Origin of the sequence: uncultured Roseibium sp. (genome assembly GCF_947494555.1) — a bacterium.
In the GTDB taxonomy this organism is placed as follows: Bacteria; Pseudomonadota; Alphaproteobacteria; order Rhizobiales; family Stappiaceae; genus Roseibium.
This window is the reverse complement of record NZ_CANLVF010000001.1, coordinates 1,435,681-1,447,544: the sequence shown is the minus strand read 5'-3', so window position 1 is coordinate 1,447,544 and position 11,864 is coordinate 1,435,681. Positions and strand designations below refer to the sequence as shown.

Below are 11,864 nucleotides of genomic sequence, written 5' to 3'. Positions count from 1 at the left end.
AAGAGACAAACGGCGCTTTCGGGCGCCGTTTTTTTGAGAGAGCTTCACATACTCGCGTCTTGATTTTGCCCTGCTCTTCCGCTCAAGTGATTCATATTGGAATTCAGTCTGTTGAATTGGAATTCATGTGATAGTGCGATCTCAAATGGAGCATGCAATGCAAAGCCAAACTCGAAAGAACGCAAAGCGGAAAACCACCGTCCGGTCTCTGCTGCGTGCGTCATTCGTTGCAGTCTCGGCTTTTGCGTTGGTTGCCTGTCAGCAGCAGTTTCAGACACCATCGGATCTCTTGTTCGCACCAACATTCAACAAGACCCGGCAGAGCCTGCCCTACACGCAGAACACACAATATGACTGCCGCAACTTTTCTGGATCGGGCTGGAAAGGCATTGCTAGCGGTGTGGTTTATGATTTCAGCAACAGGTACCAGATTTCACAGGCCGGTTGCTTCCGAACGCAACAGGAGTGCCTTGCCTGGCTCTCCGCCATGCGCTCTTACATCGACGTTCCCCGCTTCATAAGGTGCAACCCGCACACCGCGTGACATGGGATCACAGCGGCAGCCCGCCCTGAAGTATCTTTCTGGCGGCCATGAAGTCTTCAATGAAGTCGCAAAGCGATATTGCACGCGCACTCAAAAGGCGGCCTGTCGGCCAGACCAGATAGGCGTTTCGAACCTGTCCAGTCCAGGCCGGCAGCACAGGCTCCAGCTTTCCGGCTTCAAGATCCGCGGCCGCCTCCGTCACCGGCAGAAGGGCGATACCATGACCGTCCGATACGATCTGGCGCGCCAGCGTGATGTCATCGACTGCAATATCCGCACTCAGGTAAATGGTTTCCTCAGCCCCCGAGTGCCGGTTCCTAAGGTGCCAACTCGGCAGCGATGAGACCCAGATAAGCTTGTGCTGATGCAGATCCTCGAGACTTTGCGGAGCGCCCTTGTGCGCAACGTATTCCGGTGATGCCACCATCATGGTTGCCACGCTGCCAATACGTTTCTGGTAGAGCGAGACATCCGTCTGTGCACCGAACCTGAGCGCAAGATCAAAGCGGTTGTCCTGAAGGTCCTTGTTGTCGTTGCTCAGACTCAATGTGAGGCGGATTTCCGGATAAGCCTTCAGGAAACCGGACCACATGGGTGACAGGACACCGATGGAAGCATTGGTCGGCGCAGCGACCCGCAAGGGCCCGCGTATCTGATGCAGGTCCGTTTTCAGGTTTTGCAGCGTCGCCTCGGCCTGGACCATCAGATCGGCAAGGGAAGCGTAATAAGCTTCCCCCTCGCTTGTCAGCGAAAACTTCCGTGCGGATCGATGAATGAGCCTGGCGCCAAGTGTTTCTTCCAGCCGTCTCAACCGGCGGGTTACCGTCGCAGCCGGCAGGTCCAGTTTGCTCGCCGCCGCAGCAAGACTTCGGCATTGGGTGATGTGAATGAAGAGAGAGATATCGTCGAGCATGATTTCATTTTCGGAATTTAAAATCTCGATTTCAAATATAGATTGACCGAAAAGAAATCAATAAATCTTCCTTGCCAAATGAAGACAAGGAAATGCACATGTCCAAATATTTCATAAGCGCTGGAATTGAACTCAAACCGGGCGCCAGCTTGAAAGAGGCGCAGGACGAATTGCGGCGTCTTGCCGAGCAGACCCAGAGCGAACCCGGGTGCCTGCTGTTCGAAATCCGCCAAAATCTCAAGGAACCCGGCAAGTTTACGCTGTGGGAGCGCTGGACGGACAAGCAGGCGCTCGCGGATCATTTCGAAGCCGAACACACGAAGGCTTACCTTGCCCGCGACCTGACCGAGGTGAATTACATCGAGGAGCTATCCGAAATCGGACAGGCGCTTGAAGCGGACACCAGGTGAGATCGCCATGAAACGCAGGCTGATTGCCACCTTCTTCATGTCATTCGGCCTGTCATTTTTAATGTCGTGTTGGGTGACCTTTATCAACTTGGGCTGGAGCGACGCCTTTGTCGGCCAATGGATGGAAGCGTTTCGTCTGGCTTGGCCCGCCGCTGCGGTCATCGCCTTTTGCCTCGGTCCCGTCGTTGAACGGGTCGCTGGAATTGTTGCGCAGCGCCTGCCCTGACACCAGGATAACCAACATGCCGATATCGCGACAGAATTTTGAAGAACTGGGACTTCCGGTCGGACCCTATACCCACGCCGTTTCGCAGGGCACGATGCTGTTCACATCCGGTTTCACGGCTTTTGGCACAAATGCACAGTCAGGATCTGCAGCTGAGCAGACAAGTGCAATCCTGAAGCAGCTCGATTTCATCGCCCGCGAAAACGGAAAGAGCCTTGAGGATCTTGTGAAAGTCACGGTGTTCTTCACCGATCCGGATGATATTCCGGGTATCCGGGAAGCACTCAAAAATGGCTATGGCAACGCCGTTCCGGCGAGTTCTCTGGTCCTGGTCGCCGGACTGTTTTCGCCGGACCTGCGTGTCGAGATCGAGGGGATTTTCGCACTGTGAGGTGTTGGTGTTCCGCAAGTTTCATGCAGATGTCGTTCTGCTAGCCGGCCTGAAGCAGTTTTCGGAAGAAAACCGTTTCTTCAATCGGCGTTTCGTAATAGGCGGATATCTGCTCGAATCCGGCGGCCGTGTAAAGCTTCACGGCCCCGGTCATCGTCGGCAGCGTATCGAGCAGCATTTGTCGATAGCCTGCCGCCACCGCCGCCTCCAAAACACGCGTCACGAGCGCCGCACCGACACCTTTTCCACGCCCTTCTGGCAAAACGTAGAGCCGCTTCATCTCGCAGCTGCCGTCATCGTCGAACGGACGCAATCCGACGCATCCAAGGATGGAGCCATCCGTATCCTTTGCGACAAACAAAGCACCTTTGGGTGGGGCGTACTTCCCCGGCATTCCGGCGAGTTCTTCCTCAAACCCCTGATAAGTGAGGTCAATGCCGAGCCAGTCGACATAGGCCCTAAACAGGGATTTGACCGCGGAGAGTTCGGTGTCTGATTCAACCGGGGTGACTGAAATGCTGTTTTCTCGGATCATTTGGCTTCGATAGTCAGATGCCGCTGAGGAGTCAATTTGTAGCTTCGATGACAGGTGGAATTGCCTTTAGATAGGCGGCAATCGCTTCTCGGTCACCTGCAGGCAATCTCGCCATGTTCTCCTGAACCTTCACCATTTCACCGCCGACGGAATCGTATTCAGGCGTAAAACCGCTCTCCAGATAATAGGCAATGTCAGTCGCGCTCCAGCTGCCGAATTTCCCGTCCACCGGCGTGATATCGGGAATACGTCCCTCTCCTGTCGGTGCCGGAGCTCCTCCCAGCCATTCGGCCAGTTTCAACCCGCCCGCAAGGTCCCGCGGCGTATGGCATTCACCGCAATGACCCGGTCCTTCCACGAGATACCGCCCGCGATCCCAAAGGGCCTGATCCACGGATCCGTCGCCAACCGGCGTCGCAATCACGGGTTCAGGATCCAGAAAAAGGCGCTTCCAAAGACCGAGGCCGCGGCGAATGTTGAACGGGAACCCGAGTTCGTGCGGACCAGCATTGCCTTGCACTTCAGGAAGCGTTTTCATGAAGGCGTAGAGATCGCCTAGATCCTCACCGGTCATGCGTGTATAGGATGTGTATGGAAAAGCCGGGTAATAGTTCAAGCCGTCCGGCGATGTCCCGTGCGTCATGGCATTGGCAAAATCTGTCAGCGACCAGCCTCCGATGCCGTCGGTTTCACTGGAGGAAATGTTCGGCGCGACAAAAACCCCGAATGGTGTCTCCAACCGCAATCCACCGCCGAGTTTGAGCAGCTCGTCGCCCTTGGCATCGGGCGCTGCGTGACAGGATGCACACCCGCCCGCCCAGAACACCAGTTCACCCTGGACCGGGTCTCCGGATTGAAGGTTTGCGGCCTGCTGCTCGCTCATTCGCGTCGGTGCGGACAGCACCCATCCGATGCCTGCTGCGACAACAGCAAGCGCGACAAGGACAATCAATGCCTTTTTCATGGGTCTCTCCGCGGCCGACTATTCCGGCAACAGGGAAAATAGCCGGTCAGTTCTTCTTACGGTAAGTTTCGTGACACGATTTGCAAGTGCCGAACACCGGTCCCATGGCCGCCTTGAAAGCATCAAGATCCGCAGGTCCTGCTTTACCCGCTGCCTCCATGGCTTTTCCGGTCGCCGCTGAAAACTTCGCCAGTTCAGCGCCAAACCCATCCGCATTTTCCCAGATGGCCGGTAAAGCGCCGGTATCGCCCTGGTCCGATCCTGCGGGGAAGAAGCTGCCAAAGGAATCAGCGGCGGCGTTCATCGCTGCGATGGCCGCTTTTCCGGCAACAGGAGTATAGGCGACTTCGCCCTTCATCATCCCTCCGCCGAGACCGGCGGCAGCGCCGACCGACGCCATGATCGCCTGGCGTGTCGCAATCGGATCATCCGCTGCCTGCACAGATCCGGCGAATCCAAAACCGGCCACCATGAAAATGGCGGCAACTTTCCTTGCGTTGCGCATGATCCTCTCCCTCTCGATCAATACACCGGTGATGCGGTGCGAACATGGGTAAGTACAGCCCAAGTATGCCATCGGAATGAAATCACGCTCGCGTGATCACGCCTTTCTTTTGTAACCAGATGTATTCGCTTTTGCCGAACAACAAAAAAACCCCGGTCCTTGCGGACCGGGGTTTCGAAATGCGCTTGAAGCCGGAGGTTACTTCGCTGCAGCTTCATAGAGTTCCAGGACATAATCCCAGTTCACCATGTTGTCGACAAATGCTTCCAGGTACTTCGGCCGCGCATTGCGGTAATCGATATAGTAGGAATGTTCCCAAACATCACAGCCGAGCACCGGCACTGCGCCGTGAACCAGCGGGTTTTCGCCGTTCGGTGTTTTCATGATTTCCAGTTTGCCGTCCTTGACTGCCAGCCACGCCCAACCGGAACCAAACTGACCGATACCCGCGGCAATGAAATCCGCACGGAACTTGTCATAACCGCCGAGGTCGCTGTCGATCGCGGACGCCAGAGCGCCTGGCAAAGAAGTGCCGCCGCCGTCTTTCTTCATCCATTTCCAGAAATGAATGTGATTGTAGTGCTGACCTGCATTGTTGAACAAAGGTGCATTGCTGCCGAAGCTGCCCTTGACGATCTCTTCCAGAGACTTGCCTTCAAGGCCACTGCCGGCGAGCAGCTCGTTGCCTTTGGTCACATAGGCCTGATGGTGTTTGTCGTGGTGGAACTCAAGCGTTTCGGCGGACATGTAGGGGGCCAGCGCGTCATAAGCATATGGCAGGTCAGGCAATTCGAAAGACATGACAAACTCCTCAGAAGGGTCGGGGACTGGCGAGCCCGTGCATCACGATACACGTGTCGCTTCGAGCGGCAAAATAGGATTCCATGGCGCGCACGGCAAGTTCGGAAGCGGAAAATAAAATAATTTTTTTCTTTTTTTTTGTAGCAGCGCCTGCCGGACGAATTGAACCTCAAACAAGGCACTTCGAAACTTAACCAATGAGTTGACTATTTGATTGACGGCTGTTAATTCAACAAAAAGGTTGAATGAACTGGTGGAGAACGGCTGACGTGTTCGGCCGGAAGACTTCGAAATGGAGGCGAGCATGGAATTTGATGCCGTAAACTGGATTGCCGTGGCTGTCGGAACAATCGCAGCGTTTTTATTCGGTTGGCTTGTCTACTCCCCGCTGCTCTTCGCCAAAACCTGGGCCGCTGGGTCGGGTGTCGAGTTGACGCCGGAAAGTCGTCCACCTCTTGTCGCCATGCTCCTGCAGATACTCGCGCTGTTCTGCCTTGCCAGTGTGATCGGCGTTACTGCCACCATCGATGCCCTTCTGACCGCGGTTCTCGCCATATTGGCCGCAGCGCTTTTGACTGTCTCAAACGGTGCGTTTTGTAAGAAGTCGGGCGCAGCACTCATGATCGACGGTGGCTACATTGTTGGCTCAGGTGTCTTGATGATCGCTGCCCAGGGGATCCTCTGAGTTTTCCGCGCATTGCAGTTTCGCGCTTGAATGGCGCGTTGGCATCTCTGCCTGCCGCATGGTTTGTCACTAGGTGTGTGCCGCCAATCGTTGTGTCTCAAATCTCAATCGGCCGTGGCCCCCACCTATTCGGTTCGGGTACGTTGCAAATGCTGCCCACTCCGGTGTTTGTAACCCTTGTGCATTGGCTGTAACATCGCGAGTCAGCCGCCACGTCTTTTTGAGTTCCTTATCACCTGCAACTGCGCTTTTCCCGATCGTTCCTGAGGACCGGATGTCGAGACAAGAACGCTCTCACATGATGCTTGCCTTTGGTGGATTGCTCTCACTTGCAGCGGCAATGGGCATTGGCAGGTTTGTCTACACGCCAATCCTGCCATTCATGTCCGATGGCCTGGGTCTTCCGGCAAATGACGCCGGTCTGATCGCATCCGCCAACTTCCTTGGCTACCTGACGGGAGCTCTTGCCGGCGCTGCCAGATCACTTCCGGGAAATCCACGGCACTGGTTCCTTGGCGGACTATTGGGCAGCGCGGTCACCAGCATTGTCATGGCCCTGACGACCGACCTGACAGTGTTTTTGCTCATCCGCTTCCTGAGCGGTATGGCAAGCGCGTTCGTTCTCGTTTTTTCGACGACTTTGGTCCTTGAACGGCTGAATGCGGGCGGCCACGCAGGTTTGTCAGCCCTCCATTTTGCAGGTGTCGGCATCGGCATAGCGTTTTCCGCATTAATGATCGCCGTTCTGTCGCTTTATTCTTCCGACTGGCGCTATCTCTGGGTTGCCAGCGGCCTCGTGACCCTGGCCTTGTTTGCAATGGCGGTACGACTTGTGCCTCCCCCACCCGATCAAACTGCCTCAAAACCCGCCGAAAATCAGCGATCTGAAACCCACGACGCCAAACTGAGCGGAAGTCTTGTCAGGCTGGTCGCCGCCTATGGTCTCTTCGGTTTCGGCTATGTCATCACGGCAACCTTTGTCTCTGCAATTGCACGCTCTGATCCCTCGCTTCAGTCGAGCGAGCAGTTCGTTTGGCTGATCGTCGGCCTGGCTGCGGCGCCATCGGTATACGCGTGGAACAAGGTGGCCACCCGGACAGGCGCACGCAAAGCATTCGCGCTTGCCTGCGTTTTGGAATCCACAGGCGTCGCCATGACGGTGGTCAGCTCCATGCCCGCGCTCTTTTTGCTGGGCGCCGGTCTGCTTGGCGGTACGTTCATGGGGATCACGGCGCTCGGGCTTATGGAAGGCCGCCGGCAGGCGCAGGCGGGCGGCCCGGCGGCCGTCAGACAGATGCTTGCGATCCTGACCGCCAGTTTTGGCCTTGGTCAGGTTGCCGGTCCCTGGTTCGCGGGGTTACTTCATACGGCAACCGGGTCATTCGAAGCGCCTTCCCTCGCCGCGGCTGCAGCTTTGCTGATTGCCGCCGCGCTGATCGTACGCGAGTGACGTTGAGACCCTTATTTGTGCGAGAAATCCCAGTAGAGATCGCGCGCGCGCGCCGCGACGGGACCAGGTTGCAGGTCCCGTTTTTCAATGCGCTTGACGGGCGTCACCTTACTGTAGTTTCCCGTTGAGAAAATTTCGTCGGCGTCGAGAAACTCATCGTAGTGCATGGTGCGCTCGAACACCTCGTATCCGTCAGAACGGAGCAACTGGATGATGCGCTGCCGGGTGATACCGTTCAAAAAGGTTCCGTTGGGCGTTGGCGTGTGTATCTGGCCGTCCTTCGCCATGAAGATATTAGCTGAAGTCAATTCGGCGACATTGCCGACCATGTCCCGCACAACCGCGTTGTCGAAACCCCGCTCCTTGGCCTCAAGCATGGCGCGCGCATTATTGGGATAGAGGCAGCCTGCCTTGGCATTGACCGGCATGCATTCCATTGTCGGGCGTCTGTAAGGTGACAAGGTTATGCTCATGGCCGCGTCCTTCGGCGCCATCGGCGCATCGAACAAGCACATGCAAAAACGGGTGCTGTCGGGATCGCCCGTGATGACACCAGGTCCATCGGACTCCGCCCAGTACATCGGCTTGACGTAAATATGCTGATCCCTGTTGAACTTCGCGCACCCTTCTCGCGTCAGTTCAACCATTTCTCCGACCTGCATCGTCGGCTTCATACCAAGAGCGAGTGCGGAATCGTTTACGCGTTTGCAGTGAAGGTCGATGTCGGGCATGACGCCTTCGAAGAACCGGCCGCCGTCGAATACGCTTGAACCGAGCCAGGAAGCGTGTGTGCGCGGTCCCATGATCGGCGGGTTTCCCTCGTGCCAGGTCCCGTCAATCCAGGTCCACGTATCGCTCCATCCGCTCATCGCCATTCCCTTTTTCATTCGACCGGTGCGCACTCCCGTGAGCGAACACCTGCAAACTCCTCAGGTCAATAGACTACCCGATGGAACGGGAAATTTGCCGCTTTTCTTTCTCGCTTTGACGTGTGACGGGACAAAACTCTTCGACAAGCACGCAATTTCCGGAAATTATTTGCGAGCCCGCCGGGTTATGAAACAGGAATTCTGCCCCGTCTGTGCCGACACCGCGTGAAAAGATGGAGTGCACGATCCAAGATTCGATCATTGACAGCACTCCAAATTTGTTCACTATATGTTCCCTCTCATTCGGAAGGAAGACCAATGGAACAACGTATATCGATGACGACGTTGGCAGTGCCCGACGTTGCTGAAGCACGCCGGTTTTTCGAAGACGGGCTCGGCTGGCAGGTAAATGCCGCACCTTCGCCTGACGTCGTGTTTTTTCAGATTATCGGAGCCGTATTCGCACTCTATAGCCGCGACGCTCTGGAACGGGAGATCGGTCAGGAGGTGACGAAGCAGACGAGCGGTGCAATCACACTTGCCTGGAATGCACGCTCGGAAGAGGACGTGGACGCCGCGTTCAAACTTGCGGTCAACGCCGGGGGTAAGATCGTGAAGCGTCCGGAAAAGGCTTTCTGGGGCGGATATTCGTCCTATGTTGAAGTTCCAGGCGGTCATTTGCTCGAGATCGCCTACAATCCCTTCTGGCAGATTGAAGAAGACGGCGCGATCAAGTTGCCCCCTGCGCAATAGGAATTTCAACTTTAATCTTTTGTCGCACGAGCGCACGCTTGACGCATCGGCTGCCGCGAGGTTTTCTTCCGGCGATTTGTAAACCTGACAAGGAATCCGGCCCATGGCGCACGCGGCTTTTGTATTCGATGCTTATGGCACTTTGTTCGATGTCCATGCTGCCGTGCGCAAGCACGCGGAAAAACTGGGACCGGATGCACAGAGGCTGTCCTCCATTTGGCGTGAAAAGCAGTTGGAGTATTCTTGGGTTCGCGCGCTGATGGGCCAATACAAGGATTTTTGGGAACTTACCCAGGAGGGTCTCGATACCGCTTTTGCACTGGTGCCGAGCGCCGACAGATCCTTGCGGAGCGACCTGCTCAACGCCTATTGGGAACTGGATTGCTACGCGGAAGTTCCACAAGTGCTAACGGATTTGAGGGCCACGGGCGCCAAAATCGCAATTCTGTCGAACGGATCGCCGGCAATGCTGGATGCGGCAGCCAAGGCGGCCGGTTTGACGGAGCTTCTTGACGAGATTTTTTCAGTCGACGATCTCAGAACCTTCAAGACCGACCCGCAGGTCTATGAAATGGTCACGACACATTTTCGTATCTATCCCGAAGAGGTGTCGTTCCAGTCCTCCAACAGATGGGACATAGCAGGCGCCACAGCCTTCGGGTTCAGAACCGTCTGGATGAACAGAATGGGTATGCCGGACGAATATACCGATCTGGCGCCCAAAGCCGTACTAGCAGACCTGACGGGCCTTGCCGCTCTCGGTTGAGGGACCATGTGCGGCGCGCTGGCCCAGGCTTACAATGGGCGTAAACGGTCTTAGCCGAGACGAGCACACGTCGAATGATGTGACACTGAGGGCAGACTTTTCAGGTCTGCGCTACCCTGCCCGGCAGCACAGCATATTGGGCTGAAACACTGCTTGATGTTCCAAGGCCTGTGACGCCTAGATCTGTATCTAGCAGTCAAAGCAAAGCGCAGTGTCTCCTTTCGAAGGAAACACTGCTTGGTGCGCATGCTCTGAAATAAGTCAGAAGGATCGGGAAATCCCGAGCATCAACCTTTGATTTCCTGACATCCGCTCTACGTCTGCTCCGCCGAAACGTGAGGTGTCGTCGATGATCCCCGTCAGGGAATAGTCAGCACGCACGCGCCACCTGTCCTTCAAGGCGACTTCCAGTCCAGCGCCGACCACCGGGCCGATGGAAACCGAGGTCTCCTCTTTTCCGTTTGCGGTAAGACTGTGCTCAGTCGCCGCAATGCCGGCGCTCAGGTAGGGCATGAAGTTTCCGATCGGCAGCCCGGCCCTGGCCTTGGCCGCCGCAGTCCAGCTGGCCCGCGCCTCGACTGGGCCCAGCGTAGGGTGGTCGCCTTTTTCAGTTCCTCCAAGGTAGGACGCGGCAGCTTCCACGCCCAGGACAACGCGCGATACCTCCCAGTTATACCCACCATAAAGGCCAAAGGCGGCATTTACGTGCGACAGCTCCTCGGTTCTGTTGTTGGCCTTTACGTCCGTGACGGTCTGGGCAATACCGCCTTCAAAACCCAGGTAAGGACCTGCCCAAAGAGCATGTCCTGACGCAAAGATTCCCATTGTGGGCTGTTCGGAGCTGTTGAGATCGGCACCGTAAGCACCGCTCATCAGGACACCAAGGACAGTACAGAGAATCGCCGGCCTCCAAAGCCAGTAGCAAAAACTGCGCTGCATGGACCTGCCCACCCGGACGCGTTGATGATCCGTAGGCAGGGGAATTCCATAATCGACAAAGGAACTTACCATTCATAGTCTCGCTTAGCTCTGCTGAATCTCTCGGATTCAATCGATGATTTATTATCGCAAAACGATAATTTTAAAATTCATGACAATAATTTTTTTGTCAATAGCAATATTTTAAATTGCAATCTCGGCCATCGTGGCTTAGACACCCTATCGGGCTGGCAATCGGAGTGTGCAATGAGCGAGCTTGAACAGGTTGAGCGCGAATTACGCTTGTCGCGAATCCGCCGCTTGTCCACGGCCATGAAATGGTTCGTGACAGTCGTCTTGATAATGGTCGCGGTGGTCGGCGCGTTGCTCGTGATCACCGTCCTGTTGCCGGTCGTTCTTGATGCAGTGACGGAGACCGTGGACCTATCCGATATCGAGCGGGACCTTGGTGACATACCGTTTGTCCAAAGGATCGGAGTGGGTATCGTTCTGGCATGCGCCTTCGCTCTGTTGCTCGGCATTTGCTGGAACACGAGGCAATTGTTCGATCAGTTCCGAAAAGCCGCCTTTTTCGCGCCGGAAACTCTGGCTCGCATTATCAAGATCGGGATCTGGTTGCTCGCCTACGGCATTTTCGACATCTTGAGCGACCCGATCCTGTCCGTCCTTGTGACGTGGGACTTTCCCAACGGAGAAGGAAAAATCGAGGTGGCGCTTGACGGAGGCGAGGCATTTTTCCTCATATTTGGCGCTCTGATGCTCGTATTCGGCTGGATCATGCGCGAGGCAGCCACTATTGCTGAGGAAAACCGCCAGTTTGTCTAAAAGGCCTGATCACTTGTCCGAATGGCACCGCTATGCCCATCATCATTGAACTTGATGTGATGCTTGCGCGACGCAAGATGCGGTCGAAGGAACTGGCAGAGCGCATTGGCATCACGGAGCAGAACGTCTCCTTGCTGAAATCCGGCAAGGTCAAGGGTGTCCGGTTCGACACTCTGGAGAAAATCTGCGAAGCCCTCGACTGTCAGCCGGGAGATATCCTGATCTATGAGACAGACTCAGATGCGTAAACCCGCCTGAAAACGTATTAGCGCAAATGTCGCCCTTCTT

At 55.8% G+C, this 11,864-nt stretch carries 17 protein-coding genes; 10 read left to right on the top strand and 7 right to left on the bottom strand.

Going from position 1 to position 11,864, the window contains the following annotated elements; all coding sequences use genetic code 11:
• The first annotated feature begins 157 nt into the window (after positions 1-157).
• Positions 158-544 (top strand): hypothetical protein, encoded by a 387-nt coding sequence (locus Q0915_RS06585; protein ID WP_299481030.1) that lies wholly within the window; start codon positions 158-160, stop codon positions 542-544.
• A 7-nt stretch (positions 545-551) separates the two neighbouring features.
• Here the strand turns inward: Q0915_RS06585 and Q0915_RS06580 are convergent, their stop codons facing one another.
• Complete coding sequence (locus Q0915_RS06580) at positions 552-1,457, bottom strand: LysR family transcriptional regulator (protein ID WP_299481027.1); 906 nt, start codon at positions 1,455-1,457, stop codon at positions 552-554.
• 98 nt (positions 1,458-1,555) lie between these two features.
• Between Q0915_RS06580 and Q0915_RS06575 the strand changes: the two genes are divergently transcribed.
• Genes Q0915_RS06575 through Q0915_RS06565 form a run of 3 tightly spaced genes read left to right on the top strand, consistent with a single transcriptional unit; the run spans position 1,556 to position 2,484 of the window.
• Positions 1,556-1,867: a putative quinol monooxygenase gene (locus Q0915_RS06575; RefSeq protein ID WP_299481023.1), complete on the top strand. Its 312-nt coding sequence runs from the start codon at positions 1,556-1,558 to the stop codon at positions 1,865-1,867.
• A complete protein-coding gene (locus tag Q0915_RS06570; RefSeq protein ID WP_299481021.1) occupies positions 1,848-2,093 on the top strand; it encodes a DUF2798 domain-containing protein in 246 nt (81 codons plus the stop codon). The genes Q0915_RS06575 and Q0915_RS06570 overlap by 20 nt, the downstream gene beginning before the upstream one ends.
• Positions 2,094-2,109: 16 nt before the next feature.
• On the top strand, positions 2,110-2,484 hold the full coding sequence (locus Q0915_RS06565; protein WP_299481018.1) for a RidA family protein: 375 nt from the start codon (positions 2,110-2,112) through the stop codon (positions 2,482-2,484).
• Between the two features lie 40 nt (positions 2,485-2,524).
• Here the strand turns inward: Q0915_RS06565 and Q0915_RS06560 are convergent, their stop codons facing one another.
• The 4 genes from Q0915_RS06560 to Q0915_RS06545 all read right to left on the bottom strand — a co-directional run bounded on the left by Q0915_RS06560 (position 2,525) and on the right by Q0915_RS06545 (position 5,289).
• A complete protein-coding gene (locus Q0915_RS06560) occupies positions 2,525-3,019 on the bottom strand; it encodes a GNAT family N-acetyltransferase (protein ID WP_299481015.1) in 495 nt (164 codons plus the stop codon).
• A gap of 31 nt (positions 3,020-3,050) precedes the next feature.
• Entirely contained in the window at positions 3,051-3,983 is a 933-nt protein-coding gene (locus Q0915_RS06555) for a cytochrome c (RefSeq protein WP_299481012.1), read from the bottom strand.
• Between the two features lie 46 nt (positions 3,984-4,029).
• Positions 4,030-4,488: a cytochrome c gene (locus Q0915_RS06550; protein WP_299481009.1), complete on the bottom strand. Its 459-nt coding sequence runs from the start codon at positions 4,486-4,488 to the stop codon at positions 4,030-4,032.
• A gap of 198 nt (positions 4,489-4,686) precedes the next feature.
• Positions 4,687-5,289 carry a superoxide dismutase gene (locus tag Q0915_RS06545; protein WP_299481006.1) on the bottom strand — a complete coding sequence of 201 codons (603 nt, stop codon included), beginning with the start codon at positions 5,287-5,289 and terminating at the stop codon, positions 4,687-4,689.
• 304 nt (positions 5,290-5,593) lie between these two features.
• Here Q0915_RS06545 and Q0915_RS06540 point away from each other — a divergent pair, with 304 nt between their 5' ends.
• The gene (locus tag Q0915_RS06540; RefSeq protein WP_299481003.1) at positions 5,594-5,974 is read left to right on the top strand and encodes a DUF1761 domain-containing protein; all 381 of its coding nucleotides are present in this window, start codon (positions 5,594-5,596) and stop codon (positions 5,972-5,974) included.
• Between the two features lie 274 nt (positions 5,975-6,248).
• The gene (locus tag Q0915_RS06535; RefSeq protein WP_299481000.1) at positions 6,249-7,424 is read left to right on the top strand and encodes a YbfB/YjiJ family MFS transporter; all 1,176 of its coding nucleotides are present in this window, start codon (positions 6,249-6,251) and stop codon (positions 7,422-7,424) included.
• A gap of 11 nt (positions 7,425-7,435) precedes the next feature.
• Here the strand turns inward: Q0915_RS06535 and Q0915_RS06530 are convergent, their stop codons facing one another.
• Positions 7,436-8,293: a branched-chain amino acid aminotransferase gene (locus tag Q0915_RS06530; protein WP_299480997.1), complete on the bottom strand. Its 858-nt coding sequence runs from the start codon at positions 8,291-8,293 to the stop codon at positions 7,436-7,438.
• A 318-nt stretch (positions 8,294-8,611) separates the two neighbouring features.
• On the opposite strand from Q0915_RS06530, the gene Q0915_RS06525 reads away from it, so the two are divergent.
• Entirely contained in the window at positions 8,612-9,046 is a 435-nt protein-coding gene (locus tag Q0915_RS06525) for a VOC family protein (RefSeq protein ID WP_299480995.1), read from the top strand.
• A gap of 103 nt (positions 9,047-9,149) precedes the next feature.
• Positions 9,150-9,812, top strand: coding sequence for a haloacid dehalogenase type II (locus Q0915_RS06520; protein WP_299480992.1), 663 nt, complete (start codon positions 9,150-9,152; stop codon positions 9,810-9,812).
• A gap of 261 nt (positions 9,813-10,073) precedes the next feature.
• Here Q0915_RS06520 and Q0915_RS06515 read toward each other — a convergent pair whose 3' ends face one another.
• Positions 10,074-10,751: an outer membrane beta-barrel protein gene (locus Q0915_RS06515; protein WP_299480989.1), complete on the bottom strand. Its 678-nt coding sequence runs from the start codon at positions 10,749-10,751 to the stop codon at positions 10,074-10,076.
• A gap of 246 nt (positions 10,752-10,997) precedes the next feature.
• On the opposite strand from Q0915_RS06515, the gene Q0915_RS06510 reads away from it, so the two are divergent.
• Together Q0915_RS06510 and Q0915_RS06505 are read left to right on the top strand one after the other, a co-directional pair.
• Complete coding sequence (locus Q0915_RS06510; protein WP_299480986.1) at positions 10,998-11,576, top strand: DUF2975 domain-containing protein; 579 nt, start codon at positions 10,998-11,000, stop codon at positions 11,574-11,576.
• A gap of 32 nt (positions 11,577-11,608) precedes the next feature.
• Positions 11,609-11,824 carry a helix-turn-helix transcriptional regulator gene (locus Q0915_RS06505; RefSeq protein WP_299480983.1) on the top strand — a complete coding sequence of 72 codons (216 nt, stop codon included), beginning with the start codon at positions 11,609-11,611 and terminating at the stop codon, positions 11,822-11,824.
• The last annotated feature ends 40 nt before the right edge of the window (positions 11,825-11,864 follow it).

Excerpts from the sequence above, each read along its gene's own strand:
- Q0915_RS06535 (WP_299481000.1), top strand. The coding sequence starts at position 6,249 with ATGTCGAGACAAGAACGCTCTCACATGATGCTTGCCTTTGGTGGATTG.
- Q0915_RS06555 (WP_299481012.1), bottom strand. The coding sequence starts at position 3,983 with ATGAAAAAGGCATTGATTGTCCTTGTCGCGCTTGCTGTTGTCGCAGCA.
- Q0915_RS06545 (WP_299481006.1), bottom strand. The coding sequence starts at position 5,289 with ATGTCTTTCGAATTGCCTGACCTGCCATATGCTTATGACGCGCTGGCC.
- Q0915_RS06505 (WP_299480983.1), top strand. The coding sequence starts at position 11,609 with ATGCCCATCATCATTGAACTTGATGTGATGCTTGCGCGACGCAAGATG.
- Q0915_RS06510 (WP_299480986.1), top strand. The coding sequence starts at position 10,998 with ATGAGCGAGCTTGAACAGGTTGAGCGCGAATTACGCTTGTCGCGAATC.
- Q0915_RS06575 (WP_299481023.1), top strand. The coding sequence starts at position 1,556 with ATGTCCAAATATTTCATAAGCGCTGGAATTGAACTCAAACCGGGCGCC.
- Q0915_RS06530 (WP_299480997.1), bottom strand. The coding sequence starts at position 8,293 with ATGAGCGGATGGAGCGATACGTGGACCTGGATTGACGGGACCTGGCAC.
- Q0915_RS06580 (WP_299481027.1), bottom strand. The coding sequence starts at position 1,457 with ATGCTCGACGATATCTCTCTCTTCATTCACATCACCCAATGCCGAAGT.
- Q0915_RS06520 (WP_299480992.1), top strand. The coding sequence starts at position 9,150 with ATGGCGCACGCGGCTTTTGTATTCGATGCTTATGGCACTTTGTTCGAT.
- Q0915_RS06550 (WP_299481009.1), bottom strand. The coding sequence starts at position 4,488 with ATGCGCAACGCAAGGAAAGTTGCCGCCATTTTCATGGTGGCCGGTTTT.
- Q0915_RS06565 (WP_299481018.1), top strand. The coding sequence starts at position 2,110 with ATGCCGATATCGCGACAGAATTTTGAAGAACTGGGACTTCCGGTCGGA.
- Q0915_RS06515 (WP_299480989.1), bottom strand. The coding sequence starts at position 10,751 with ATGCAGCGCAGTTTTTGCTACTGGCTTTGGAGGCCGGCGATTCTCTGT.
- Q0915_RS06585 (WP_299481030.1), top strand. The coding sequence starts at position 158 with ATGCAAAGCCAAACTCGAAAGAACGCAAAGCGGAAAACCACCGTCCGG.
- Q0915_RS06560 (WP_299481015.1), bottom strand. The coding sequence starts at position 3,019 with ATGATCCGAGAAAACAGCATTTCAGTCACCCCGGTTGAATCAGACACC.
- Q0915_RS06525 (WP_299480995.1), top strand. The coding sequence starts at position 8,612 with ATGGAACAACGTATATCGATGACGACGTTGGCAGTGCCCGACGTTGCT.
- Q0915_RS06540 (WP_299481003.1), top strand. The coding sequence starts at position 5,594 with ATGGAATTTGATGCCGTAAACTGGATTGCCGTGGCTGTCGGAACAATC.